Raw genomic sequence first — 24,264 nt, forward strand, 5'->3', positions numbered from 1 at the left:
CTGCTCCATTGGTAGCGCTATGGCAAGAAGATCCTGACAGGGTCTTCGCCCCGAGGCCTGGATGTCCCTTCGTGCTTTCCCGCGCAAAGACCACGCATTGCCCTCGCAACTGCAGCCGGGCTTCTCCGCCCGGAGCTCGCCGTGCCCGGGCAGCCTTGCAGGCGTGCCGGCACCGCAGCCCATTGGTACGGAAGCGTACCGATTCGAGCCCGAAGTTCAGGCTAAATGGCTCAACACCATGCTTCCCCAAAATCTGGAGTCCCAGCATGAGAGCAGCCATACGTACCATCCTCTCGGAAGTGGCTCGTCTGAACGTGCCAGTTGAATCGTTGGACGACCACGCCGATCTGTATGAAGCAGGACTGTCGTCGCTGGCGACCGTGCACGTCATGATCGCGATCGAGAACGCTTTCGGCATCGAAATCCCCGATCGCATGCTGACCCGCCAGCTGTTTCGCAGCATCGGCGCACTGGCGACGGCAGCCGAGCAACTCAAGAATGAGCAGGAGGCGGCGTGAGCCCCGCGCTTGCCAGCGTTGAGCTGGCACCTCCGCGCGCCGAGATTGCCGATGCCGCGCACTGGCTGGCGGCGGCCAGGCTGGTCGCCGCAGAAGCAGCACGGCATGCAGACCAGGTCGACCGGGACGCAAGCTTTCCCTGTCAGGCCTTCACGGTATTGCGCGAGCACAAACTGCTGGGTGCCATGGTGCCGACTGACCTTGGCGGTGGTGGCGCGCCGCTCGAGACGATCGCGGCGGTTTGCCGCGTGCTCGGCGCCGCCTGCGCTTCGACGGGCATGATATACGCGATGCACCAGATCCAGGTGGCATGCCTGGTCAACCATGCCGGCAACAGTGCATGGCACGCGCAACTGTTGCAACGGCTTGGCGGCGAACAGTTGCTGCTCGCATCGGCCACCTCCGAAGAGGCTATTGGCGGTGCGTTGCGCAACAGCGGATGCGCGGTCAACGTCGACAACGGCAACCTCCATTTGCTGAAGATGGCGCCAACCATCTCCTATGGCGCCCACGCTGACGGAATTCTCGTGACGGCACGTCGACACCCCGATGCCGCGCCCACGGACCAGGTCATGGTGAGCGTTCTGAAGCCGGACTACACGCTGGACAACCTCTCCGCATGGGACACCCTGGGCATGCGGGGCACGTGCAGCAACGGCTTCCGGCTCGAAGCGCGCGGCCATACCGATCAGATCCTGCCGGTGCCGTTCGGCGAGATTGCGGACGTTACGATGACCCCCGTGTCGCATATCCTGTGGTCTGCCGTGTGGACAGGCATCGCGGCGGACGCGGTCCAGCGTGCCAAGGCACTGTTCCAGGGCCAGGCCCGTGCCCGACCCGGCACGCTGCCGCCATCGGCAACGCGCGTGGCTGAGGCCGTAGCCATCATCCAGATGCTCGATGGCCGCCTGGAGCTGGCGCTCAGCCACCAGCGCCAGCGGCAGGCAAGGCAGGGCGTGTCGGCGATGTTCAGCCTGGCGGCGGAAATGAATGGTCTCAAGACCAGCGTGTCGGTGCTGGCGCTCGAGGCAGTCCAGATCGCGATGCTGGTGTGCGGCATGGCGGGCTACAAGCATGGCACGCCGTTCAGCCTGGGACGCCACCTTCGGGATCTGTGGTCGGCGCCCCTGATGATCAACAACGATCGCATCCTGACCAACACCGCCAATCTGCTGCTGGCGGACCGGACTGCCTGAGGATCCGAGCATGGACGACACCAGCAACACTTGCACGCCCGACGAGAACGCATCACCTGTTGCGGGTGATCATTTTTTCCACGCCGTACCGGTGCGGGATCCGGACCTCGGCCGTCGTGCCTACCGGCAGGCGCTCATCGATGCCCGCGTGCTCTTTCCGACCAAGGTCGATGGCATTTATGGTCGCAGCGCGCTGTTCGAAGGCATTGCCGATGGATTGAACCTCGCCATCGGCAAGCTCGGAGCCGACCAGCATGCGGAAGTGATGCGATTTCCTCCCGCGATGCCGCGCGAGGATTTCGAAGCGAGCGAATACCTCAAGAGTTTTCCGCAACTGGCGGGGACGGTGCATTGCTTCTGTGGCGGCGAACGGGAACATCACCGTCTGCTCGCCCGTGTGGAACACGGTGAGGACTGGGCGGAGCAGCAGCGACCGACCGAAGTGGTGCTGGCACCCGCCGCGTGCTATCCGGTCTACCCGGTAGTGGCCGACCGCGGGCCGATGCCCCGTGGCGGCCTCGTGGTCGACGTGCTGACGTATTGCTTCCGCCATGAGCCCTCCATCGACCCCGCACGCATGCAGATGTTCCGCCAGCGCGAGTACGTGCGGCTCGGGACAGCCGAGCAGATTGTCGAATTCCGCCAGACATGGATGGAGCGTGGCCAGAAGCTGGCCAGCATGCTCGGGTTGCCGCACGAGGTGGATATTGCGAACGATCCGTTCTTCGGTCGTGGCGGCAAGATCGTCGCGGACAGTCAGCGTGAACTCAAACTGAAGTTTGAGCTGCTGGTGCCGATCAACGATGGCGCGCCCCCGACCGCTTGCATGAGTTTCAACTATCACATGGATCATTTCGCCCATGCGTGGCCGCTGCGCACCGATGACGGGGCGCTGGCCCATACCGGCTGCGTGGGCTTCGGCATCGAGCGCCTGACGCTGGCTTTACTGCGCCATCACGGCTTCGAACTGGCGCGCTGGCCGCAACGCGTGCGCGATGTGCTCGGAGGCATCTAGTCCAACGCCGCGAGCATTCGACCGGAACCGCGCAGAGTGTTGCCGGCTGATGCCGCTGGAGCCAATTTGCGAGGCAGTCGGCTGTGATCCGCCAGGCTGGCATCCCGGCCCTGCCGGGTTACGCGATGAAGGCAGTCCATGATGTCCCAAGGTTACCCGGACACAAACACCTCGATGCCTGATCCGGAGTCATTCCCTGACATCCGATCGGGCATCCCCATTGGCAACGCCGTGCTCGGTGGCGAGTGGACGTGGATACAGACGGACGCCGGTGCAGCCGACAGTCCGGCGGGCCTGGATGGCACGGCGGGCTGGCTGCCGGCCCCGGTTCCTGGCACGGTGGCCAGCGCGCTGCGCGCCGCCGGCCGCTGGGACGACTCCGCGCCGCCGCCACTGCACCTGCATGACCATTGGTATCGTGTGCGCTTTGCCGGGCGGGGCAGGCACGTGCTGCGCTTTAACGGACTCGCCACAGTGGCCGAAGCCTGGCTCAACGGAAAACTCGTGCTGGGTGTTCAGCATATGTTCGCCGCGCACGAGGTCGAGGTCGACCTGGACGGAGACAACCTGCTGTATCTCTGTTTTCGGGCGCTGCATCCATGGTTGCGCAAGCGGCATGGCGCAGTGCGCTGGAAGCCCAGAATGATCGTGCCCCCGACCTTGCGTACGGTCCGCACGACCCTGCTTGGCCATATGCCGGGCTGGTGCCCGCCGGTGCATGCGGTGGGGCCCTGGCGTTCCGTAGAGTTGCTCGATCCGGCAAGCGACGACATTCTTCACGGCGTGCGCGCTGACATGTCGGCGCAAATGCCGGAAGGACACGGCGTCGTCTCGCTGCGGCTGCATTTCCCGGGGGCAGCGCCGGCTTCGGGGTCGTTCGAGGCAACAGACGGTGAGGGTTGCCGCCATCCCGGCACACTCTCGCGCATTGACAGGCACACCCTTGCGGGCACGCTACGGGTCGAACGACCGAAGCCATGGTGGCCTCATACGCACGGCGAGCCACACCTCTACCGTGTCGATGCAACCGTCGACGGGCGCGCCATCGAATGCGGCCGGGCCGGTTTTCGCACGGTATCGCTCGACGGTGCGAGCGCATCGGCTTCGTCCGGGCCTTCGCGGTTGTCTGAGCCGTTTGCACTGTGCATCAATGGCGAGCGGCTGTTTTGCCGCGGGGCCTGCATTTCCAGCATCGATTTGCCTGGCCTCGCAGACACTGATGAAGCCTCCCGGTACTGGCTGACGCTTGCGCGCAACGGCGGCATGAACATGGTGCGCATCAGCGGTGTCACGTGCTATCCGGGTGAAGCCTTCTATCGGGTTTGCGACGAACTGGGCTTGCTGGTCTGGCAGGATTTCATGTTCGCCAACTTCGACTATGGCAGCATCGGACCCGGCGTTGGCCTTACCGATGACTTCCAGCGCGAAGTCACCGGGTGGCTGACATCGACCCGGGCGCATCCAAGCGTTGCGGTGCTTTGCGGCGGTAGCGAGGCGGAGCAGCAGGCGGCAATGCTGGGTACCTCGCGTGGCGAATGGAAGCAACCGCTGTTCGAGGAGTTGATCCCGGGCCTGGTTGCCGCGCATCGTCCGGACGTGGTCTATGTCAGCAATTCGCCAACCGGAGGGGCCTGGCCGTTCCAGCCGGACAGCGGTGTCTGCCACTATTACGGCGTGGGGGCCTACGAACGTCCGTTGACGGATGCGCGGCTGGCACAGGTCCGCTTCGCCTCCGAATGCCTGGCCTTTGCCAATGTTCCCGGTGATCGAACGCTGACAGAGCACGGACTGTTGCTGCCGCTGCATTCCCCGCGCTGGAAAGCCACGGTGCCGCGCGACGCGGGTGCACCGTGGGATTTCGAAGATGTCCGCGATCACTATTTGCGCGCCTTGTACGATGTGGATCCGCCGCGCTTGCGGTATGAGCAGCCCCAACGCTATCTGATGCTGTCGCGGGCGGTGACGGCGGAGGTGATGACCGAAGTCTTCAGCGAATGGCGACGGGTGGGATCGGGTTGTTCCGGCGGCCTGATCTGGCAGCTGCAAGACCTGACGCCTGGCGCAGGCTGGGGTATTGTCGATGCGTGCGGGCGCCCCAAGTCGGCATGGCATGCGCTACGCCAGGTCTGGCAACCAGTGCAGGTGCTGATTACTGATGAGGGGCTCAATGGACTGCACCTGCACGTGCTGAACGAAATGCCGCAGCCACGCTCTCTGCTGCTGGTCCTGCGCTGCCTGCGTGATGGCGCGATGGTGGTGGCTGAAGCCCGGCACAGCCTGCGGCTGCCGGCGCGCGGGTCGGAGCGTATCGAGGCGTCCGCACTGCTCGATCGCTTCTTTGACTTCACGTATGCCTATCGCTTCGGCCCGCCGACGCATGACGTGGTACTGGCGACGTTGCTTGCCGGCGACAGCGGCGAGCCACTGAGCCAGGCGGTGTACCTGCCCGACCGCCGTGCCACCGCGCTCAAGGCGCCTGGGTTGCGGGCGCAGCTAGAGCAGGTTGGCGACGAGTGGTGGCTGACGGTGTCAGCGGAGCGCTTCGCGCGCTGGGTGCACATCGAGGACGTTGCCTACCAGGCTTCGGAGAACTGGTTCCACCTTGCACCGGGAAGCAGCCGGCGAGTTCGACTCGTGCACGAGCGCAAGGGCGCGGCGCAAGCTGTTACCGTTCCCTCAGGCGAAATCTACGCTGTGAATGCTGACCATCCGCTTGGCTATGATGGTTAGCGACGCCTGCCGGTCGCGTGCTGGCTCAGCCGAAAGCCGATAGCAGTCCTGCCATGGCCTTGTCATGGCAGGACTCCAGGCTATCCAGGCAGTCCGCGCAGAGGTCGGCGCGCCGGCGTGCCACTGCCCGCGCCAGTCGGAACTGCAATACCTTGCTCTCGGTTGCGATGGCGCGTGCGTCGTCTGCGACGGCCAGGGGCGTCTCGTGCCCATGCTCGCTTAGCCAGTACAGCCAGTGATGCAGCATCTCGAAGTTGGCGCCCAGCTGGCGCGGGAAGTTGAAGGTGTACAGGTGAAAATAGGATTCGTCCCTCGCCAGCAGGGCGTCCATATGCTTGCCGAACACCTGTCGCCAGCGACCTACCGGATTGCCTGCGGGGCGCCTGGCGAGGTGGTATCGCATCAGTGCCACCGAAGCATCGACCAACGCGGACGATTCGAGCGGAGGCCGCACGCGTTTTGCATATTCAGCATAGGGGAACAGGATGTTTGCGTTGCCTGCGAGCTCGGGCAAGAGCCGCATCAGGCCGCGATAGTCCTCGCCCTGCGCGTTGTGGTAGCCCAGGCTGTGGTAGTACCAGACACGCTCGGCCTGGTTGTCGATACGGTTGATCGCTATCGTGGTCTTGACGTGCTCGCGCCGGTAGGCGGTGGCATGCGTGTCGGGCAGGTAAAAGCTGTCGACTTCGACCAGTGCGGTGTGACCGCGTTCGACCTGCGCCGTGACGTGTGCCTGCAGCGTGTCATAAACGGCCATTTCCTGCACGCTGATCCCATACAGCGTTTCCAGATCCATCTGCGGGTACTTGAAGAAGGTGAAGTGATCGCCTTCAAAGTCTTGTGCAACGGTGAACGCGAGTCCTGCGCGCGGTTCGAGCCCCCAGCCATGCAGCAATTCCACCCACAGGTCGATATAGCAATTGGTTTCCTGCCAGATGGCTTCGGAACCATGCAGAGCGTGGGGATGCGCGGTCGCCGGCAGGGCGGTTCTCAGCCCGCCTCCACCTTCGCCGCTTGCTGTCGAGACTTTCATGTCGGTCCTCTGCACCTTTCATTGTGCTGGCTTGCGTACGGACTTCCGATTCTGGCGAGACGGCACCTGCCATTCGGTGCGCTCTCAAACAGACTTGAAGAACTGGTGAGGCAAGCCGAGGAAAATGGGTCGCGGGAGTGCTCGCTGGCGCCGTGGCAGAGCCGGCGGCTGAAGTGTGAGATAGCCAACGGTGCAAAGGGGCGCCGCGGGGCATAGTCACTGCAGGCAATCCTCCGCATTGAGTGCCCGTGGATGGATCGTTGCCATGGGCAAAGCAACCGAACCAAGAGCATGAAGCCTGTCAGCGGCGCTCCCCCTGCGCCATGCCCAAATGAGTGCGGTTTCTCGGAGCCATTGTGATGAAGCGCATCTTTGATGTTGTCCTGGCCTTGCTGGGCATGCTGCTGCTTGCCATTCCGCTTCTGCTCCTGGTTTGCGTAGTGCGCGTGCGTCTGGGCAACCCGGTTTTCTTCCGGCAAGTCCGGCCGGGGCTTCATGGCGAACCATTCCACATTCTCAAGTTTCGTACCATGACGGATGCTCGCGGACCGGACGGCGAACTGCTGCCTGATCCGGAGCGGCTGACCAGACTTGGGGCGTTTCTTCGCTCCACCAGCCTCGATGAGCTGCCGGAGCTCTGGAATGTACTCAAGGGTGACATGAGCCTGGTTGGGCCACGGCCGCTATTGATGGAATACCTGCCACGCTACTCTCCAGAGCAGATGCGCCGCCACATGGTCCGTCCCGGCATTACCGGACTCGCACAGATCAGTGGACGCAACGCGATCAGCTGGGAAGAAAAATTCCGGCTGGACGTCTGGTATGTGGATCACGTTTCGGTGTGGCTGGACATCGTGATCTTGTGGAAGACCGTCATCAAGGTAGTAGCGCGCGAGGGGATCAGTGCCGCGGGAGAATTCTCCGCCCCTCGCTTCATGGGAAGCAAACGGAGCGCCTCGGATGCCGATATCGCGCGATGAACTGGAAACGGGTGGCGACATACGCCGGGGCGCACGGGTAAGCGACCATTCGACAACTTGAGGCTCCTGATGCAGCTATCCTGGATGCTCATTGTCCATAGTGGCGGCGCGTCACTGGCGGTCCCCCTGGCGGGCCTTGTTGCGCTCCGTCTGGCCTACCTGGGATTGTGGGAGCGCGCGTGTTACTGGCTCATGTCGCTGGTGGGCGGTGCAGCCGTCATTCTTGCAGGGAAGCTGGCGTTCGAATTCAATGGGTGGTCAATGCCATCGGTGAACGTGTACAGCGTAAGCGGGCACGCCATGCTCACTGCATCGGTCTACCCGATGCTGGGCGCGATACTGGGATCGGCATGGGGCAAGCGAACGGCCAGGATCGGCCTGTCTGCCGGTGTACTCGTGGCCGTACTGGTGGCGATTGCCCTGATCGTCGGACACTATCACACGCTTGCTGAAACCCTGATCGGCATGACTGTCGGATTTGCCGTGGCGTGGATCAACTTGCATCCATTTCGTCAGCCCGCTCGTCAGCGTGCGCGCCCCGGTCGGACGCCGATGCTTGCGAGGCTGGCGCTTTGCGGGTTCCTGTTCGTCTTTGTGCTGGCAGCGACACGTCCCGTCAAGGGTCGATTGTGGTCACATGGAATGGATTGGTTCGGCGTCACCGAGCGCTATTCCAGGTACATCGATACCGATCCGGTCTCCGGCCAGATCGTGGTGACGGTCGTGAAATGCCGGGTGCCGTCGTACCGCGTATGTTCTGAAACCTTTTGAGCCGGGCCCCGAGCTGTTCATCACTGATCGCGAATCAGGCGTGAGGTCATCTGGAAACTGCCGGCAGTGATGAACTGCCGGTCCTTGGCGCTGGTCGAAACGCAGGTGTGAGAATCGACAACGCATTCCGCGCCGATGCTGACGCCCGGAAAGAGCGTCGCGCGTGTCCCCAGGAAGCACCGCGGTCCGATGGCGGCGTTGCCGTTGAGGACCGCATGAGGAGAAAGCACGGAGCACGCACCCACCCGGGCACCGTGCCCAATTCCGCTGGAGACATTGGCCACCACGCCGTCCTCCACCACCGCGCCCCGGCTGATGACCGCAAACGGAAAAATCAACGAGCCGACGCCCAGGTGGGAGGAGGGCGAGACGAGGGCCGTACCGTGGACATAGATCGGAACCTCGATCCCGCTATGCAGGAGCCATGACAGCACCTCTTGCCGTGCCAGGGTGGCACCGATCGCTACCAGCACTGCCTGGCGCGGCGTTGGCCGGTACTGACGAATCGACCCCAGATGTGGCAGGTCTATGCCCTCCGGAACCTTGTCTGGCGTGTCATCGATGAAGCCCGCTACCGTCGGTCCGCCGCACAGCGCTTCTGCCTGCAGATAGTCATAGAGTTCCAGCCCAAGTCCGCCTGCGCCGGCGATGACCACGGACGAGACGGCATCCGCATGAACGAGTGGCATGACTTGTTTGCCCTCAGCGAAGCAGAGTTCGAGTTCAGCGGCCGACGGCTGGACGGAAACTACACCAGCCGCCGCCGTCGCCCTGGCTAAGCCCGCTTGGTCTGTCCATTGCCGTAATCGGCGAGATAGCGATACTTGCCAAAGTAGCTATGGGACCGGTACCAGCGACCCTCGATCAGAAGCCCGTTGAACAGCACGCCCTTGACATCGGCGCCAGCCTGCCGGATCGCGCGTTGCGCCGCAACCAGTTCGCCGGTCGTGGTCTTCTCGGCGCGCGCCACCAGGAACACGGCGCCAGCCTTGCCTGCCAGGATGCCCGCGTCGGCAGCCACAAGCACTGGCGGCGTATCGATCAGCACCAGGTCATAGCGCGCTTTGAGCTGCTCAAGCACGGAGTCCATGGCGGGGCTCAGCAGCAGATCTGTCGCGTGTGGTGGTTGCGAGCCGGTCGGTATGAAGTCCAGGCCGGGCACCACTTGCCGCTGCAATACCTGCTCCAGCGGCGCGCCCATCAGCAGTTCCGTCAAGCCAGGGCCGCGCTTGGCATCAAAGGAACTCTGCAGGCTACCGCGGCGCAGGTCGGCATCAATGAGCACCACGCGGCTTCCGGTCGCGGCAATTGCGGCAAAGTTAGTACAGACAAAGGATTTGCCGACGCCCGGGGCAGGCCCGGTGATCACTACCGTCGGGCTGTTGCTCCCGGCCATGGCGAAACGCAATGCGGTACGGAAGCTGCGCAGACTCTCCACCGTGGGATCGTCCGGTTGCTGGAGTGCCAGAAGGCCGGCGCCCGGTGACAACTGTGACTGTTGTTTGCTGAAGGGGATGGTCGAGTAGACAGTCATCCCTGTCTGCCGCTCGATCTCGTCCGGGTCTGCCACGCCGCCCTCGAGCGTATGGCGCACGAAGACCACCAGCAGACCAGCAACCAAGCCCAGCGCGAGCGATAGCCCGGCAATCAGCGCCCGGTCCGGCCGGACCGGCTTGAGCGGTACCTCCGCCGGGTCGACAATCCGCGCCGTTCCTACCTTGCTCGCCTTGATCAGCTTCAACTGCTGGACCTCGTTCAGCAGGGACTGCAGCAGCTCGGTGCTGACCTTGACGTCGCGCATCAGCCGCAACACGTTCTGCTCCACGTCCGGCAGCTTCTGGATCCGCCCGGACACTCCGTTCAGCTGGGCGGTCAGGCCGGAGATCTGGCTGTCGACGAGTGCGACGGCCGGATGAGTTGAAGTAAAGCGCGCAGCCAGTTCCTGGCGCTTTTGCTGCAACTCCTGCAGCTTGGTCTGAATCTGCACCGACTGACCCAGGATCAGCTTGGACTCCTCGCCGAGGTCGATCGTGCCGCGTTGATTGCGCATCGCGTTATATCGGGTCTCGGCCGTGTCGACCTGCTGCCTGAGCAGCGGCACCTGCTGCTCGAGAAATGCGAGGGACTTTTCGGCTTCGGCGGCTTTGCGGCGGATGTTCTGTTCAACATAGGCATTGCCGACTTCGTTGAGGATAGCCGCCGTCATGTCTGGCGAGGCACCTTCCAGAGCCACGCCGATCACGCCGCTATCCTTGCCGCGTTCGCTGATCGTCAGCTTCTCCTGCAAGCGCGCGATGCCAGCAGCGCGCGCCAGGCGACGCAGCACGAACTGGGTACCGGGACGCCCGTCCAACTGGCTTACCAGCATGGTGACCGCGCCGTTGGCAGTGGTGATCGTCAATGGCGATCCCACTTTGCCGGTAGCCTCGACATCGTCGCTGGCAAACCGCACCCTGTACTCGTTGTCACCCAGCGCGGTCAGCAGGATCTTGCGCTCCTCCATCGACGCAGGAACGTCGAGTTGGGACACGGCAATCGATTCATGGCCCCACGCAAAGCCACCCCATCCAAACAGCCCAGGGTGCGACCGTTCAGGATTGAAGCTGGCGATTACCGGGCCAATCACGGGGAAATAGCGCGGTGCGGCTTCGATATACAGGTGCAGGTTGTCGACAGCCTTTCCGACCACCATCCGCGAGCGCAGGAGTTCAATCTCCGCGGAAGCGGCGGGTTTGGCATCGGGTCCCGGTGAGATGGAGGCTATGAGCTTGCTGACGTGGCTACCACCCGAGTCCTCCACTTGCACCGTCATGTTCGTGCGGTAGACGGGCTTGGCCAGGAGGGCATAGGTAAGGCCGACCACGAGGACCACGCCGACGACGGACAGGAAGGTCTTTCGATAGCGGGCCAGCAAATCGAGATAGGCGGTAAAGTCCACGGCCGATTGATGCTCGTCCCCGCCAGCGGGAGCTTGATCCCCGGTACTGACCGTTCTCATGATACCTCTCCTTGAGCATCAGTTGGTGCAACCTCTGCCAGCCGTGCAGACCATGAAGCAATGCCCTGCTTGATCAGTTCCAGAACGATATAAAACATGCTTGGCGAGCATCCGTACGGATCCGGCACATCCGTGGACGTGGATTCGCAAATCCGGTGGGTCTTCCCGCGTGCCAGCGGGAAAACCCGTTCAAGCTCGTCGCGTTGCTCGCTGTCCATCACGAGGATCAGGTCCGCAGCTGCCACAAGTGCGTCGTTCACAGCGCGGGCGCGGTGACTGGCAATATCGAGGCCCTCGCGCGCAAGCAGCCTGACAGCGCTTGGGTCCGCGGGTGCGCCGACCGGCGGAGCGAGTCCGGCCGAAGCTACCTCGCATGCGGGCAGAAGTTGGCTCAGCAGGCAGGCCGCCATGGGGCTGCGACAGACGTTGCCGATGCAAATCACCAGGATCGAGCGAGTCATGTTTCGCATCCCGCTATTTGATTGCCGTGGCAGTACTGAACACAGGCTGCGTGCTCGGCAACAACTGGTTGATCACACGGCTCCAGCGGACCACCTCACGTGCGTCCACATAGACCACATCTTTCGGTTCCAGCTCGAAGCCCTCGGCGATAGCCAGCGCCGCCGGAGAGTTGCTGTTCAGATGGAAGATGTTGGGTTCGCCATCGGCCGCCTTGCGGATGACGTAGATCTGTTCCGCATTGGCCGAACTCGGATTGACACCGCCGGCATCGCCAAGTGCTTCGTTCAGTGTCATCCGTCCATTGCGCATGAGCAGGGAGGCCGGGCGCACCACTTCGCCGGTGACGAAGATCTTGTTGTCCTCGCGCTGTTCCACGCGGACGATGTCGCCCGAGCGCAGCAGAATGCGGGACGGATCAATACCCCTGGCAAGCAGCGCAGGAATGTTGACATACCAGCTACGCTCGCCGCGGGTAACGCGGATGCGGCTGTTGTCACCGGTCAGATTCAGCACGCCGCCGGCGCGATTGAGCGCTTCCACCAGCGTCATGGGCGCGTCATCGATGGCCTGCATGCCAGGCGTCTTGACTTCTCCGTCAACATAGACACGCTGGCTACGAAAGCCGAGCACCCGCACCGTCATCTGGGGGTTCCTGACCACTCGCGACAGAACCCGCGCCATCTGGTCGCGAACCTCGTTTGCTGTCTTCCCACCCACCTTCATGACGCCGGCGTAGGGGAATTGGATATCGCCCTGTGCGCTGACCACATAACCCGGCACGTTGGCGCCGCCGCTGGACTGCGGGATTTCGAAGGCGGCGCCGATGCTGTAGGTCTGCGTGGGAAACACCAGTTCCGGATGGTCCCACACCACGACCGAGATGATGTCGCCAGGGCCGATCTGATAAGGCCGCGGTGTGGCGAACAGTTCTTCGACCCGCTCATTGTCTGTACGAACCTTGCTGCGTTGGGCTTTCACCAGATCGAGAGTGATCGGTGTCACCTTGGGTACGACATCGGGACCGATTGCGCTCACCACTGCATTGGTGCCGAAGTACATGCCCGGCGAAGCAGAGCAGGCTGCAAGCAGGCCGGTGGCGACAAGTATCGACAGACTGGAAGCGATGTTGTGGCGATGGGTAGCCAGGATGATTCGGGAATGCATGCGCCAATTGACTGGTCTCACGGCGGTCTCCTTACTGATGGCAGCGGACAACGCATCGCATCTGCCATGCCCTGATGCTTTGCATCGTAGGAGGGGCAGCTCCATGCTTCGGTGCGTTGTCGCACGTTGAATGTTCGGACGTGAAAGCTGTACTGCCGCGAGCGCCAGCCTTCGCCCAGTGGGCCCCTCCGTTCGCTGCATCTCGCTTCCTGCAGTAAAGGTGCAAAGGCCAGCACTGGTCTTCCAGCCCGTGTGCAATGCACGGAGCCTCGATATCGACCAGGTCAGGACACCGGGTTGGCCTGAGGTCTGCATGCTTCGTCCAGCACACCAGCCAGGCGCTGCGCCAGCAGCTGGAAGCTGTGGTTGCGCTCGACATATTCGCGGCCGGCGCGCCCCATACGCAGGCGAGCCTCGAGCGGCGCTGCGGCGATGCTGATGATGGCGTCGGCAAGCGCCTCCGGCTGCTCCGCGGCCACTGTCAATCCCGCCGTCGAGTCGGCCACCGGATTATTGGAGGCATTGGAGGCAATGACGATGGGCCGGCCCGCAGCCAGGTAGTCAAACAGCTTGTTCATGCTGATGCCGTACCGGTACAACTGTGGCAGGTCGCGCACGGCGATGACAAAGGCATCGGCCTCCATTGCCACAGCCGGAATGCGGGTCTTCGGTACGGGGGGCTCAAAGATGACATTGCACAAGCCGAGTTGCTGCGCCTGCGCCATCAGCGCAGGCTTGAGGCCGCCATCTCCAACCATGCGCAGGATGATGTGCCGCCCCTCTGGCCGCTGCTGCACAAGCTTCATTGCCTGCAGCACATTGTCCAGGCCGTTGGCTTGCCCGTGGGCGCCGAAATACATCAGCGTAAAACGCTCGGACGGCGCGACGGTGCGTGCAGGCGTGGGCGGCGGGAACAGCGACAGGTCCACGCCGTTGGGTATCCAGGTTATGCGCTCTTTCGGGATGCCCAGCGGCGCGATGTACTCCCACGCGTGCGGCAGCAGCACGACGATGCGAGTGGCACGCCGATACAGCCAAAGCTCGAGCTTGCGCAGCGCCCAGGTAAGGAAATCCCCTTCGCGCAGGCGACCCATGTCCACGAGCGTCTGCGGCCACAGGTCACGCACCTCGAACACGAACGGGACCTTGAAGCGGTGCGCCAGCAAGGCGCCCGCCGCCGCGGCGAAGGGGTGTACGCTGGAGCCGATCACCACGTCGGGACGCGGCAGGCCACGCGTGGTCCGCCGCCGCAAGGCGCGCCAGCTGTAGGCCAGCATGTTGAGGATGCGGCCAGCGCCATTGCCTTCGTATGTGGGCGTACGTACCCAGAGGAAAGACACATCGCGAATACTGTCAAGGCGCGACAACCTGCCCGCCTCCAGATGCCGTTCCCTTGCGCCGACCGCGTTGGCCGCGATAACGGTTGCCTGCCAGCCGGACGACCTCAGGTGCTCTGCCAGGTGGAAGTGTCTCGTACCGCCGGGGCTGCTGCCGGGTTCCAGGGCATAGTGATTGAGAATCCAGACGTGCTTCATGGAGGGACCGGATCGTTGGATGCTGGCGCACATGTCATTGGCGGGCTTCGCCCGGTTGGCCGACCCGGCCCGCAGGGTGGGCCACCAGGGCAGACGCGGGCCTGACAATAGCTGATCCTGCCGCGACCGCATGTGGACGCGCAGGGCCATGGTCAGGGCCATGGTCAGGGCCGGATGAGTACTTTCCCATCCGCCCGAATACATCTAATCAGAGTCCGACGCCCCGTGAAAGCGCATAGCGTGGCCCAGACCACACTGCCCGGCATCGCACCGCGGCAGCCTCGCGGGTGCGGCAGGAAAGCGCGCGCGCCTTGCGTTCGGCGTCACACCCAGCTTCATTGCGGGCACGGTAGCGAGTCCCGATAATCTTCTCTGTCAGCGCAGTCGGCTGTGGCTCGGCCATCCGGTTTGCCATGTGCTGTCCATGCCCTGCTCAAAGCCGTGCACAGACGTCGTTCAATCAGACGCCGGCATTCTCACTCTGGAATTCCCTATGAAGCACATGACTGAGGAAACCCTCTCCTGGCTGCAGCGGATTCTCGCGGAGCGGTTTGGCCATGGTTTTCAGTTGCAAGGTACCGACGCGGGCTTTGTCCGCTTGAGCCTTGCTGGTTGCGGCGAGGGATCGATCGAGATTGCCGCTGACCCCGTCACCTTCAAGCGCGCGGACTCGGCGCTCGCCTTTACAACCTGGGATGCACTTGCCGAGGGGTGGCAGACGGCCCTGCGCGGACCTTTGCCGGCGCCAGGCCTCGCGCGCGCTCCGTCGCCGCTGATCGAGTCGACGCCGGCTGGCTATCGAATCCACTATGATGTTCTCGGTCTTTGCTACTGGATGCTGTCGCGCCAGGAGGAGGTTGGCCGCACCGACCTGGATAAATACAGACGCTTCCCGGCGAGCGGCTCGCATGCCCACAGGCATGGCTACCTGGAGCGACCGGTGGTGGATGAGTGGTTGCATATCCTTGGGCAGGTGATCAGGCGACAGTGGCCAGAACTGCAGCTCAGGCAGCTTCGGCCCGGCATGAAGGTGTCGCATGACGTGGATGTTCCCAGTCGTTATGGTTTTGGCTCCGCGGCGCGAATGCTCCGCCGCATGGCCGGCGACATTCTGATTCGCCGGGACGTACGGAGCGTGCTGCAGGCCCCGGTCATCAGGATGAAGACGCGCACCGCGCTGCATCCCGGCGATCGGGTCAATACCTTTGACTGGATCATGGATGTTTCCGAGCGCCATGGACTGGTCAGCGCCTTCTACTTCATCTGCGGCCGCACCCACCCAGGCATGGATGCCGACTACGAGCCGGAGCATCCTGCGATACGCGGATTGATGCAGCGTATCCATGCCCGTGGTCATGAGATCGGCCTGCATCCGAGCTTCAATACCTATCAGGCCCCCGGCGCGGTGCAGGCGGAGGCAATCCGGCTGCGGCGGGTATGCGAGCAAGAGAAGATCGAGCAGGAGGTCTGGGGCGGACGCATGCACTATTTGCGCTGGGAGCACCCGACCACGATGCTCGGTTGGGAGCAGGCGGGCATGACCTACGACAGCACGCTCAGCTATGCCGACCACGCCGGATTCCGCTGCGGCACCTGCTTCGAATATCCGGCCTTCGATCCGGTGGCAGGCAAGGCCCTGAACCTGCGCATTCGCCCGTTGATTGCCATGGAAGGCACCGTCATGGGTTATATGGGGCTTGGAACCGGCGAGGCGGCATGGAGCAAGTTCCGGGAGCTGAAGGACACCTGCAATGCGGTGAATGGCTGCTTTACCATGCTGTGGCATAACTCGTCGCTCGGCAAAGCCGAGGAGCGCGAGCTGTACCAGGCTGTCGTCGCCCACTGACAAGCTGTCGCGTCAGCGAGCCACGATCGCCCCACCCCTGCCGCCCGGCCGCGCGCGATGGAAACGAGCGCGCGGTTGGCTCGTCCCTTCAGCGCGCGCCGCCGCGGCGCACCAGCGTAGGCCAGAACATCATCTCGGCAAGCATGCGCCCGCTGTCGCCGGGCTGCCTGGCAAAGCCGGGGTAATGGGCTGCAACGAAGTCCCGGTCTTCCTTGCGCGACGACTGGGTAATGTCGTACAAGCGCACACCCAGCGCGTGCATGGCTGGCCAGGTTGCATAGCCACCGGTGGGGAATGACTCAGACAGGCCATACGGTGGATAGCCCTCCGCGCAACTGCCGGTACCGTTGTCGTAATTCACCCGATACCAGCCGTTGGCGCCACTGAAGTAGTTGGCGAACAGGGGGCGAGCCCGATCCTGATTCCAGACGCGAAGACTGAACTGGCGTGCAAAGGCAGCCATGGTGTCTTGCGAGGGCAAACTCGCCGGGCCTATACCGTAGACCTGGACCATGGCCGCACGATTGCGCTCGATGGCATCAAAGAAATGTACCAGCCGTCGTGCGTGGCTGATGTCCCAGCCGATGTTGGCGACCGGCGCGAAGCGCTCGGCTGGAATATGCGTCTGCGCCGTGACCAGCTCGGGTCTGGCCGGATCGCGCTTGCACACCACGGGCTTGTCCCGCCCGGTGTAGGAGGCATACCGGTTTGTGTCATAAAGCCGCCAGAATCCCGCATCAAGATCGGCCACCCTGATGCCCTTGCCGGTCTTGCCCTCCGGGTCAGGAAGCGCCTGTACAGTAGTACGAGCCGCAACCAGGCGCAGCAACAAGTCCAGGTGTGCTTTCATGGTGGCAATACTGCCGTCATTCAGGCCCACCGCCTGGGCAAGCCGAGGCCGCGCGGCCAGCATGCCGGCCAGATCCGCGTAGATGGCAATCTGCCAAAGCTCCTTGTCGGTCAGGAACAATTCCGACGAGGTATTTTTTACATCCTCCGGCCTGGCGGCGATCCGCTTGCGCAACGCGTCCTGCGCCGCAGGCGTGTTCCAGCGTTCCAGGTGCTCGCGCGCGATGCGTGCCGTCTGCTCGACAAAGTCGTTGGGAGCCCCCGTCCGAACCTCGCGGCTCATGCCGTTGGCAAGGCTGCTCGCGAAGGCCAGGAACTGGGTGCTGTTGAGCAACACCTCGGTATTGCGCAGCCGGATGCTGTGGCTGCACTCGGGGCCACCGCGGCATATCCAGGCCCGCCCTGGCTGGTCGCCGGGCGCGGGTGCAAGCTGTGCATAAGTGCTGGCAACCAGGCCGGCCAACTGGGCCTGGCGCGCGCTGCGCTGGCAACGTTGTGCCATGGCCAGCAAGTTATGAAAGAAGACCTCTAGGTGATATAGCGCATAGGTGTCGCCTTGCTTCACCAGCCGTTCCGCGATCAGCTGCTGTTGCACGAAGACGAACCCGCCTTCGTCCCAGCGGCGCCAGACCAGGCCTTCGACAGGGCCACCGCATTCCAGCGCGGCCGGCATCACACCGCCAGACTGCGCCTGCGCCGCTGGCACGCTACAGGCCAGCAGTACAACCAGGCTACCGGCGCGCAGCAGAGCGCGCGCAAGAGGTCGACGGGCGCGTGCGTTGTGCTTGCTCATGCCAGCATCTCCTTGTAAAAGCGCGGGCGCTTTGCTTTCCCGGCGGCACGGCTATCGGGAACGCATGAGCTGATACAGCGAGAGCGCCCTGGATGGTGTCTTGGTAATGAGGAAATACGGTCTCTGAACAGCACCGAAGCCTCGGAAGAAGCGTTCCACCGATTCCAGCATGGAGCCAGAGAAGTCATAGACCTTGGTTACCGTCGAGGCGAACCTGATGGTTTCCCAAATGCAGTAGCTGCCGGCTCCGGTATTGGATGGCATGTCCCGGTTTGCGCCTCCCATCAGGCCATATGCGCTCTGCTCGTCCCACACGAGATAGGCGCTGTAGTGAGGCCGTCCCTGCTCATCCTCGACGATAAAGATCCTGCGTCTGCCCCGCTCCTTGCACGCAGCGTCGATTCGCCTCGCGACGTTATCGGAATAGCCTCGGCGCCATTTTGGGTCAATGCCGACATTGCGGTTCAGTGGCAGGAATTCATCAATGTTGTCGGTGTGGCGCACGCGAAGATTGAAGCGGTCGCTTGCTTTCCGGATGTCCTGTTTCACCGTGGGTTGCATGGCGCTCCAAAGCGATGTCTCGTCACTGAGGTCCGGAAGAATGTAGGTATATCTCGTGGTCTGCCGATAGCCTTTCCAGAAGAAGGGCAGCCAGTTGGTATTGTTGTAGTCCCAGGCCTGCACGAAATGGTCGAACCTCGGCAGTTGTTCGATCAGATTCGTCATCAACTCCTTCTGTTGGCTCAGTAATTTTGTCGGCTTTGCATCCTTGCACGCGAGCCATGGTCCCAATCCGTTTCCGGCGGGAGGCTGGGTAAGGATGACAAAGCCATACCTTGTCTTCTTGACGTAGGGCATGGCTGCGATTACCTTTCCTGCCCGCTCCACCAGGGCCACGCTCCAGCGGTCGGCCCCGACCGTCGCGTCAAGCCACCAGGCCCGGCTGGACAGCGGGATTGAAAGTTCGGTCTCGCAGAGCTCCCTGTATTTGCTCTGATTGATGTCCATACGCCTCAATCATCGATGAATATCAGTTGCCGCTGTACAGGCCTTGCCTGGTGACCAGACTGGCGGATACCTGTCAGGATCGCGCAGCTTGCTGACCTGGGCACCGCGCAAGCGCAGGCCGGCTGCCCGCCCGCTCGCGCTTGCGCAGTGCGCAGGCCATCGCGCCCCATGCCAAGGCGAAAATCGGGTCGTTGACGGATTTGGCGGTGGCCGCCAAGGTCACGGTATAGACGCTGAATGCCAGCGCGAGCGCAACTTCCGGATTCGCGGCGTAGCCCTTCCTGGCCAGCCTGGCTGATTGCACCAATGCATAGCCGAGCAAGAGTACGAAGCCCAGGAAGCCCACCAGCCCGAAGCTGACCCACGCGGAGAGCGCGTTGTGCGCGTAGCTCCCGATCTCGCCGAGATACAACTGGGAAGCGTAGCTGCCGAGCAGCGGATGCTCTGCGATTGTCCTGACCGCGTACTGCTGCAATTCGTTTCTTGCCTGATAGGAAGTCGATTCCCTGATCTCCAGAAGCTGGAGGATGCGCGAGCTGCCTTCGAAGACCTGGAAGCTGACAGCCAGATAGGCGAGTCCGGCTATGCCAAGCGGAACCCAGACCAGCGTGGTCCGCGATGCGCCGTCCCGAAGCCCGAAGAGAACTGCGGCTACGACGAGGAAGGCCATGAACTCGCTGCGCGCCCCGAGCAGGAACAACAGCGGTACGGCAATCACTACCACCAGTGCGGCACGCAATCCGCGATGCAATGCGAGCGCTGCCAGGGCGGCAATGGCGGCAGAACGGGCCAATCCCTGATAGCCGGAAACCCGCACGGCGTCACCGGCAATCTTCTCTGTATCGTAGAACTGGCCATTCGAGTTCCACGCGGCGATGGCCAGGAATACGGGCAGTGAAATAGATATTATCCAACGCAGCCACTTCTCGTTCAGATCGAGGTTCCTTACCGACATGTAGACCACCAGCCACATGAGTATCGTGCTGAGGTTATACATATAGAAGTCGAAGGACTCCTGCACTCCTGTACCAAGCAGGTAGTGCAGGCTTGACCATGCCAGGACAAAGAGCACATACAGAACGAAAGCACGATCGATAAACAGAGTCGGCTCGCGCCCGCGTACCAGTGCACCGAAACCGAAAATCACCAGCGGGATGCCGAGGACTACCGACATGGGGCCGAAGAAGCCACCCAGCACCGGCGGAAAAAAGGCGCCGGCCACCGCGGTGTGGTAGTAGAAATAGCCCGGAAAGAGCGTGAGGAAGACTACGCTGCCAAAGAGCGAGAGGTTGCCGTGCTTCATGACCGCTCTGCCGCCTCCCTGTTAGTCGTCATTGCGGATTCCGGATCGCCGTCCCCTTGCAGTCCATCAGCCAGTGAAAGTCTGCCCCCCAGGCAAGCGGTGGATCTAGCCTTTCCGGATGCAAGGCTCAGCCACGGATATCCGCTCGCGCTCCATCCATCTAATCAAATTTGCCGCTACTTTGATAGCGCAGTGCGTGAGCCAGCCCACACCGGACAATGCGCAAGCCCGAAGCCAAAGCCATTCCTCGGCCGAGTCGCTGAAGCGGCGAACCGGCCACGCACTTAGGCCAGGATCCGCTCGTAGAAATGAAACAGCTTGTCCTGCTCGTTCGCCCAGTTGTATTTCCTGGTCACGGTGCGGCGGCCGTTCTCGCCCATGCGGCGCGCCTCATCGGGATGCGTCACCAGATAGTCGACGGCATTGGCGATTGCCTTCGGATCCAGCGGATCCACGCACAGGCCGCTTTCGCTTTCCTCGACGATTTCGCGCCAGAGCGGAAAATTGGAGGCAATGGGCGGGATCCCGGCCGCCATGTACTCGAACATCTTCACGGGCAGTGCATCGAGAAAATTGATGAGCGGGTGCAGCGTCACCAGGCCGGCCACCGACCGCGCCAGCACGCCCCGCACCCCGTCCCGGTCCAGATAGCCGAGTTCGTTGACGCGGGACCAGCCGCTGGCCGCCCTCACCTCCGATTCCAGTGCCTGGTCGCCGAACCGGCCGGCCAGATTCAGTCGCGCCGCGGATTGCACCTGCTCGAGCGCCATGACAGTCTCGCGGATACCGCGAGTTGAGCTGATGCTGCCGACATAGCAGATTTCCGCTCGCTTGGATTCCCACTGCACCGGGCCGCCAAGTTCGCCGAGAATCGGGTAATTGTTGATGTCGACGGTGCGAGGATTGATCGGCAGGAAATTGTCCCTGATAAAGGGGGTAGCCGCGACGATGCCGTCGAATTCGCGACAGGCACGTCTCTCGTATATGGCAAAGGCACCCGCCAGCGCGCGCAATCGCCTCGGCCCCAGGTAGGGTTTGCTGAGCAACTGGCGGGGCACGTCCTCATGCGAATCATAGATGACGCGTTTACCCATCTTCTTCAGCTTCAAGCCAACGGGAATCAGCTCGGGGTCGTGCAGGTGGTAGACGTCGGCATTCAGCGTGAGCGCCCGGCGCAGCACGCGTGTCGTGGTCCGGAAGACGCGGTTTAAGCGCCCCGCCGAGCCGCCGACATCGGTGATGAAAACCCCGTCCCGGCTTTCATCCCCTTCGCCGTCGGCCACCACCAGCGAGACCCGATAGCCGTTGGCCGCCAGGCTACGGCAATGCTTGAGGAAGATGCGGTCATCGTAGCGCGGATGAACCGAGGTGAGGTGGGCTACGTTAGCAACTTGCACTTGAAACTCCGTCTACAACGCCACGACATGCATCCGGCACAGAGATGTCTGGTCCGCTAGCGGATCGAGGCTACCGTCGTTCATCGTCAGTTCGCGTCGGGCGCAGCGTGCGCCGCATCCAGAACGCAGACAGGGCCAGGAAGTAAGCGGCAGAAACCAGGGTCCGCCAGTCGGGTTCGCCGCTGAACAGCAGTATCGAAGGCAGTGCCCAGGCGCAGAAGACCAGCAAGCGCCCCGCATCGTGCGTCACCATTGTCTTGAGCCTCACCCCCACTCGCGACATGAACAGGGTAAGCATCCCGAGATAGGCAACGGCGCTCACTGCGGAGAAAACGGCAATGCTGGGGTCCGCCGGAACGCTGAATCCGTAACAAACTGCCAGCGTGGCAAGACGAATCGCAAAGGTGCTGAACTGCGCGATCAGTTCCATCTTCTGCAGTTCCATCACATCAGGGAGGCAGGAGAGCGGCGAGAACTGGAACTGGAAATAGATCCAGGGAGCCATCCAGCGCGCATAGTGGCCGGCCATGCGCCACCGTTCGCCGAACACGGCCGCGAACAGGTCCGGCCCGGCGCAAACAAGCAGCACCAGTGCCGGAACGCCGGCATTGGCCAGCTTCCGGCGCAGCGCCTCGGCCGCCTCGGGCAGGCGACCGGCCCGCATGGCGGCCGGCGCCTGGGCGAAAAAAACACTACCGATCGCCGCGCCGATCAGTGAGATCGGCGCCGATACCATGCGCAGCGCGAAGGCAAAGTGGCCGACTACGGCAGCGCCGAACAACGCCGAGAAGATCAGCGGCACCAGGTGCACGCCCGCCACATTGAATGTGGCTGTCCAGGTGGAGTACAGCGGAAAATCCTTGTAGCGGCGCGCAAGGGCCACGATGCGGATCAGCTTCACGTTGCCGCCCCGCCTGCGGCGGATTTCCCTGATCGCATAGAACAGTCCGCCGGCGCCATGTCCGATTACCGTCCCACCCATCAAGGCCAGGACGCCGAAACCATAGCCGCCCAATTGCACCAGGTTTGCGATCACGGACCGCACCAGCCTGGTCTGCGCCAGCTGGCCAAAATACTGCATCCGGACCATCCATCGCTCGATCACAGTGTAGAGGCCGACCGAAGCAACGCCGAAGGGGAGCAGCCAGAGAGCGCTGGCGTCGATTGACCAGTTAAGGGTCAGGATCAGCGATTCGCCGAAGAACAGCACGCCGAGCGCGCAAAGCGCGCTGGTCGTCGCCACGCACAGCAGGCATAAGGCCACCAGGTTCTCGGCATCGCGATCGCTGGCGGGCAGGGCGATCGACAAGTCATAGCGCAGGCAGGCGACAACGCCGAAGAACGCGAGCAGGCCCGCGAAGACCGCCACGGCGCCAAAATCCTGCGGAGAATAGAGGCGCGTCAGAACTGGCGAGACCGCCAGCGTAAGTATCTGCGCGGCGGCCTGCCCGCTGACCAGCACGCCAATGCTTCTGCCGACACGGGGTTTCTCCGCCGTGCCGGGGTCCACGGCGAGCGCCTGCTTGTTCAAGGCACGACTCGCTCTGGCTGGCACATGGCATGTCGGAGAATCACTGAACAGATAGCCTGCTGGCTTGCCATGTCGAGGTACGGATGCATCGGCAGGCTCAACACCTCACGCGCCAGCGCGTCGCCGACCGGCAGGCGGGCCTCGCAGGCGGCTACTGCGGGCTGCCGGTTCAGCGGCAACGGATAGTGCACGACAGTGGGGATTCCGGTGGCTTTCAGCACATCCTGCAAGGAATCGCGATCCGGGACACGGATGGTGTACTGTGCCCATACGCTGAGGTTGTGGGGTTCGACATGCGGCGTGGCCTCGAACCCCCCCTGGCGCAGCAGTTCTCCGTACCGCGCCGCCACTTGCTGGCGTAGCTCGACCTCCTCATCGAAGATCGTCAGCTTTGCCAGCAGGATGGCCGCCTGCAATGTATCCAGGCGACTGTTCACGCCAACGCGGACATGGTGGTAGCGCCGGTCCTGGCCATGACGGGCGATCTGGCGCATCGCCTTGGCCAGGTCTTCGTCGTTGGTGAAGATCGCTCCGCCGTCCCCGTAACAGCCTAGTGGCTTGCTGGGAAAGAAGCTGGTACAGGCAATCGTGGACAGATTGCAGCTACTGCGGCCCTTGTAGGTGGCACCGAAGCTCTGCGCAGCGTCCTCGATGACCGGCAAGCCGTGGCGCGCGGCAATGGCATTGATGATGTCGAAATCGGCACACTGTCCATACAGGCTGACCGGGATGATGGCCCTTGTGTGGTCGGTGATCGCCGCCTCGAGCGCCGCGGGATCCAGGTTGCAGGTGCGCGGATCCACGTCCGCATAGACCGGCTTCGCTCCCAGCAAGGCGACGGTCTCAGCGGTGGCAATATAGGTAAAGCCGGGCATGACGACCTCATCGCCGGGCCCGATGCCCAGCGCCATCAGGGCAATCTGCAGTGCGTCCGTGCCGTTGGCACAACTGATGCAGTACCGGGTGCCGGTATCGTGCGCAAGCCGCTGCTCCAGCTCCTCGACCTCCGGACCGAGAATGTACTGGCCGTGCGCCAGCACGCGCTGGATGCCGGTGTCAATCCTGTGCTTGATGCGGGCTTGCTGCGCTTTGAGGTCGATGAACTCGATCATGGCTGATTTCCTGTGCAGACGGC

General features: G+C 63.0%; 19 protein-coding genes. 7 read left to right on the plus strand and 12 right to left on the minus strand.

Annotated elements, in window-relative coordinates; all coding sequences use genetic code 11:
• Positions 1–266 precede the first annotated feature (266 nt).
• The 4 genes from IPF36_RS11915 (at position 267) to IPF36_RS11930 (ending at position 5,459) form a co-directional block, all read left to right on the plus strand.
• Positions 267–518, plus strand: coding sequence for an acyl carrier protein (locus IPF36_RS11915; RefSeq protein WP_029045129.1), 252 nt, complete (start codon positions 267–269; stop codon positions 516–518).
• A complete protein-coding gene (locus IPF36_RS11920; RefSeq protein WP_195428023.1) occupies positions 515–1,714 on the plus strand; it encodes an acyl-CoA dehydrogenase family protein in 1,200 nt (399 codons plus the stop codon). Before IPF36_RS11915 ends, IPF36_RS11920 begins: the two co-directional genes overlap by 4 nt.
• Positions 1,715–1,724: 10 nt before the next feature.
• On the plus strand, positions 1,725–2,729 hold the full coding sequence (locus tag IPF36_RS11925; protein WP_195428024.1) for an amino acid--[acyl-carrier-protein] ligase: 1,005 nt from the start codon (positions 1,725–1,727) through the stop codon (positions 2,727–2,729).
• 138 nt (positions 2,730–2,867) lie between these two features.
• The gene (locus IPF36_RS11930) at positions 2,868–5,459 is read left to right on the plus strand and encodes a glycoside hydrolase family 2 protein (protein WP_195428025.1); all 2,592 of its coding nucleotides are present in this window, start codon (positions 2,868–2,870) and stop codon (positions 5,457–5,459) included.
• A gap of 25 nt (positions 5,460–5,484) precedes the next feature.
• On the opposite strand, the gene IPF36_RS11935 is transcribed toward IPF36_RS11930, so the two are convergent.
• Positions 5,485–6,492 (minus strand): DUF1839 family protein, encoded by a 1,008-nt coding sequence (locus IPF36_RS11935; protein ID WP_133097189.1) that lies wholly within the window; start codon positions 6,490–6,492, stop codon positions 5,485–5,487.
• A gap of 359 nt (positions 6,493–6,851) precedes the next feature.
• On the opposite strand from IPF36_RS11935, the gene IPF36_RS11940 reads away from it, so the two are divergent.
• Positions 6,852–7,472: a sugar transferase gene (locus IPF36_RS11940; protein WP_135703362.1), complete on the plus strand. Its 621-nt coding sequence runs from the start codon at positions 6,852–6,854 to the stop codon at positions 7,470–7,472.
• A 69-nt stretch (positions 7,473–7,541) separates the two neighbouring features.
• The gene (locus IPF36_RS11945) at positions 7,542–8,243 is read left to right on the plus strand and encodes a phosphatase PAP2 family protein (RefSeq protein WP_135703363.1); all 702 of its coding nucleotides are present in this window, start codon (positions 7,542–7,544) and stop codon (positions 8,241–8,243) included.
• A 20-nt stretch (positions 8,244–8,263) separates the two neighbouring features.
• Here the strand turns inward: IPF36_RS11945 and IPF36_RS11950 are convergent, their stop codons facing one another.
• The 5 genes from IPF36_RS11950 to IPF36_RS11970 form a co-directional block, all read right to left on the minus strand.
• Complete coding sequence (locus IPF36_RS11950; RefSeq protein ID WP_135703364.1) at positions 8,264–8,932, minus strand: acetyltransferase; 669 nt, start codon at positions 8,930–8,932, stop codon at positions 8,264–8,266.
• An 86-nt stretch (positions 8,933–9,018) separates the two neighbouring features.
• The gene (locus tag IPF36_RS11955) at positions 9,019–11,241 is read right to left on the minus strand and encodes a polysaccharide biosynthesis tyrosine autokinase (RefSeq protein ID WP_195428026.1); all 2,223 of its coding nucleotides are present in this window, start codon (positions 11,239–11,241) and stop codon (positions 9,019–9,021) included.
• Positions 11,238–11,702 carry a low molecular weight protein-tyrosine-phosphatase gene (locus IPF36_RS11960; RefSeq protein ID WP_135703366.1) on the minus strand — a complete coding sequence of 155 codons (465 nt, stop codon included), beginning with the start codon at positions 11,700–11,702 and terminating at the stop codon, positions 11,238–11,240. The genes IPF36_RS11955 and IPF36_RS11960 overlap by 4 nt, the downstream gene beginning before the upstream one ends.
• A 13-nt stretch (positions 11,703–11,715) precedes the next feature.
• Positions 11,716–12,867 carry a polysaccharide biosynthesis/export family protein gene (locus IPF36_RS11965; RefSeq protein WP_195428072.1) on the minus strand — a complete coding sequence of 384 codons (1,152 nt, stop codon included), beginning with the start codon at positions 12,865–12,867 and terminating at the stop codon, positions 11,716–11,718.
• 284 nt (positions 12,868–13,151) lie between these two features.
• The gene (locus IPF36_RS11970) at positions 13,152–14,564 is read right to left on the minus strand and encodes a glycosyltransferase family 4 protein (RefSeq protein WP_240745749.1); all 1,413 of its coding nucleotides are present in this window, start codon (positions 14,562–14,564) and stop codon (positions 13,152–13,154) included.
• A 331-nt stretch (positions 14,565–14,895) separates the two neighbouring features.
• Between IPF36_RS11970 and IPF36_RS11975 the strand changes: the two genes are divergently transcribed.
• Positions 14,896–16,248 carry a polysaccharide deacetylase family protein gene (locus IPF36_RS11975; RefSeq protein WP_255519747.1) on the plus strand — a complete coding sequence of 451 codons (1,353 nt, stop codon included), beginning with the start codon at positions 14,896–14,898 and terminating at the stop codon, positions 16,246–16,248.
• An 88-nt stretch (positions 16,249–16,336) separates the two neighbouring features.
• Here IPF36_RS11975 and IPF36_RS11980 read toward each other — a convergent pair whose 3' ends face one another.
• From IPF36_RS11980 to IPF36_RS12005, 6 genes are all read right to left on the minus strand, one after another.
• Positions 16,337–17,890, minus strand: a complete 1,554-nt coding sequence (locus tag IPF36_RS11980; protein ID WP_195428027.1) for a hypothetical protein — start codon at positions 17,888–17,890, stop codon at positions 16,337–16,339.
• A 51-nt stretch (positions 17,891–17,941) separates the two neighbouring features.
• Positions 17,942–18,898, minus strand: coding sequence for a GNAT family N-acetyltransferase (locus IPF36_RS11985; RefSeq protein ID WP_195428028.1), 957 nt, complete (start codon positions 18,896–18,898; stop codon positions 17,942–17,944).
• 73 nt (positions 18,899–18,971) lie between these two features.
• Positions 18,972–20,201 (minus strand): O-antigen ligase, encoded by a 1,230-nt coding sequence (locus IPF36_RS11990; protein WP_195428029.1) that lies wholly within the window; start codon positions 20,199–20,201, stop codon positions 18,972–18,974.
• Between the two features lie 284 nt (positions 20,202–20,485).
• On the minus strand, positions 20,486–21,598 hold the full coding sequence (locus IPF36_RS11995) for a glycosyltransferase family 4 protein (protein ID WP_133097157.1): 1,113 nt from the start codon (positions 21,596–21,598) through the stop codon (positions 20,486–20,488).
• A 70-nt stretch (positions 21,599–21,668) separates the two neighbouring features.
• Positions 21,669–23,129: a lipopolysaccharide biosynthesis protein gene (locus IPF36_RS12000; protein ID WP_167884558.1), complete on the minus strand. Its 1,461-nt coding sequence runs from the start codon at positions 23,127–23,129 to the stop codon at positions 21,669–21,671.
• Positions 23,126–24,241 carry a DegT/DnrJ/EryC1/StrS aminotransferase family protein gene (locus IPF36_RS12005; RefSeq protein WP_135703371.1) on the minus strand — a complete coding sequence of 372 codons (1,116 nt, stop codon included), beginning with the start codon at positions 24,239–24,241 and terminating at the stop codon, positions 23,126–23,128. The genes IPF36_RS12000 and IPF36_RS12005 overlap by 4 nt, the downstream gene beginning before the upstream one ends.
• Positions 24,242–24,264 lie beyond the last annotated feature (23 nt).

The sequence above is a fragment of the Cupriavidus sp. IK-TO18 genome (assembly GCF_015549295.1).
Classification (GTDB): Bacteria; Pseudomonadota; Gammaproteobacteria; order Burkholderiales; family Burkholderiaceae; genus Cupriavidus; species Cupriavidus oxalaticus_A.

What these genes read in the sequence shown, in the direction of transcription:
- IPF36_RS11915 (WP_029045129.1), top strand. Translation starts at nt 267, where the DNA reads ATGAGAGCAGCCATACGTACCATCCTCTCGGAAGTGGCTCGTCTGAAC.
- IPF36_RS11925 (WP_195428024.1), top strand. Translation starts at nt 1,725, where the DNA reads ATGGACGACACCAGCAACACTTGCACGCCCGACGAGAACGCATCACCT.
- IPF36_RS11930 (WP_195428025.1), top strand. Translation starts at nt 2,868, where the DNA reads ATGATGTCCCAAGGTTACCCGGACACAAACACCTCGATGCCTGATCCG.
- IPF36_RS11935 (WP_133097189.1), bottom strand. Translation starts at nt 6,492, where the DNA reads ATGAAAGTCTCGACAGCAAGCGGCGAAGGTGGAGGCGGGCTGAGAACC.
- IPF36_RS11940 (WP_135703362.1), top strand. Translation starts at nt 6,852, where the DNA reads ATGAAGCGCATCTTTGATGTTGTCCTGGCCTTGCTGGGCATGCTGCTG.
- IPF36_RS11945 (WP_135703363.1), top strand. Translation starts at nt 7,542, where the DNA reads ATGCAGCTATCCTGGATGCTCATTGTCCATAGTGGCGGCGCGTCACTG.
- IPF36_RS11950 (WP_135703364.1), bottom strand. Translation starts at nt 8,932, where the DNA reads ATGCCACTCGTTCATGCGGATGCCGTCTCGTCCGTGGTCATCGCCGGC.
- IPF36_RS11955 (WP_195428026.1), bottom strand. Translation starts at nt 11,241, where the DNA reads ATGAGAACGGTCAGTACCGGGGATCAAGCTCCCGCTGGCGGGGACGAG.
- IPF36_RS11960 (WP_135703366.1), bottom strand. Translation starts at nt 11,702, where the DNA reads ATGACTCGCTCGATCCTGGTGATTTGCATCGGCAACGTCTGTCGCAGC.
- IPF36_RS11965 (WP_195428072.1), bottom strand. Translation starts at nt 12,867, where the DNA reads ATGCATTCCCGAATCATCCTGGCTACCCATCGCCACAACATCGCTTCC.
- IPF36_RS11970 (WP_240745749.1), bottom strand. Translation starts at nt 14,564, where the DNA reads ATGGCCCTGACCATGGCCCTGCGCGTCCACATGCGGTCGCGGCAGGAT.
- IPF36_RS11975 (WP_255519747.1), top strand. Translation starts at nt 14,896, where the DNA reads ATGAAGCACATGACTGAGGAAACCCTCTCCTGGCTGCAGCGGATTCTC.
- IPF36_RS11980 (WP_195428027.1), bottom strand. Translation starts at nt 17,890, where the DNA reads ATGAGCAAGCACAACGCACGCGCCCGTCGACCTCTTGCGCGCGCTCTG.
- IPF36_RS11985 (WP_195428028.1), bottom strand. Translation starts at nt 18,898, where the DNA reads ATGGACATCAATCAGAGCAAATACAGGGAGCTCTGCGAGACCGAACTT.
- IPF36_RS11990 (WP_195428029.1), bottom strand. Translation starts at nt 20,201, where the DNA reads ATGAAGCACGGCAACCTCTCGCTCTTTGGCAGCGTAGTCTTCCTCACG.
- IPF36_RS12005 (WP_135703371.1), bottom strand. Translation starts at nt 24,241, where the DNA reads ATGATCGAGTTCATCGACCTCAAAGCGCAGCAAGCCCGCATCAAGCAC.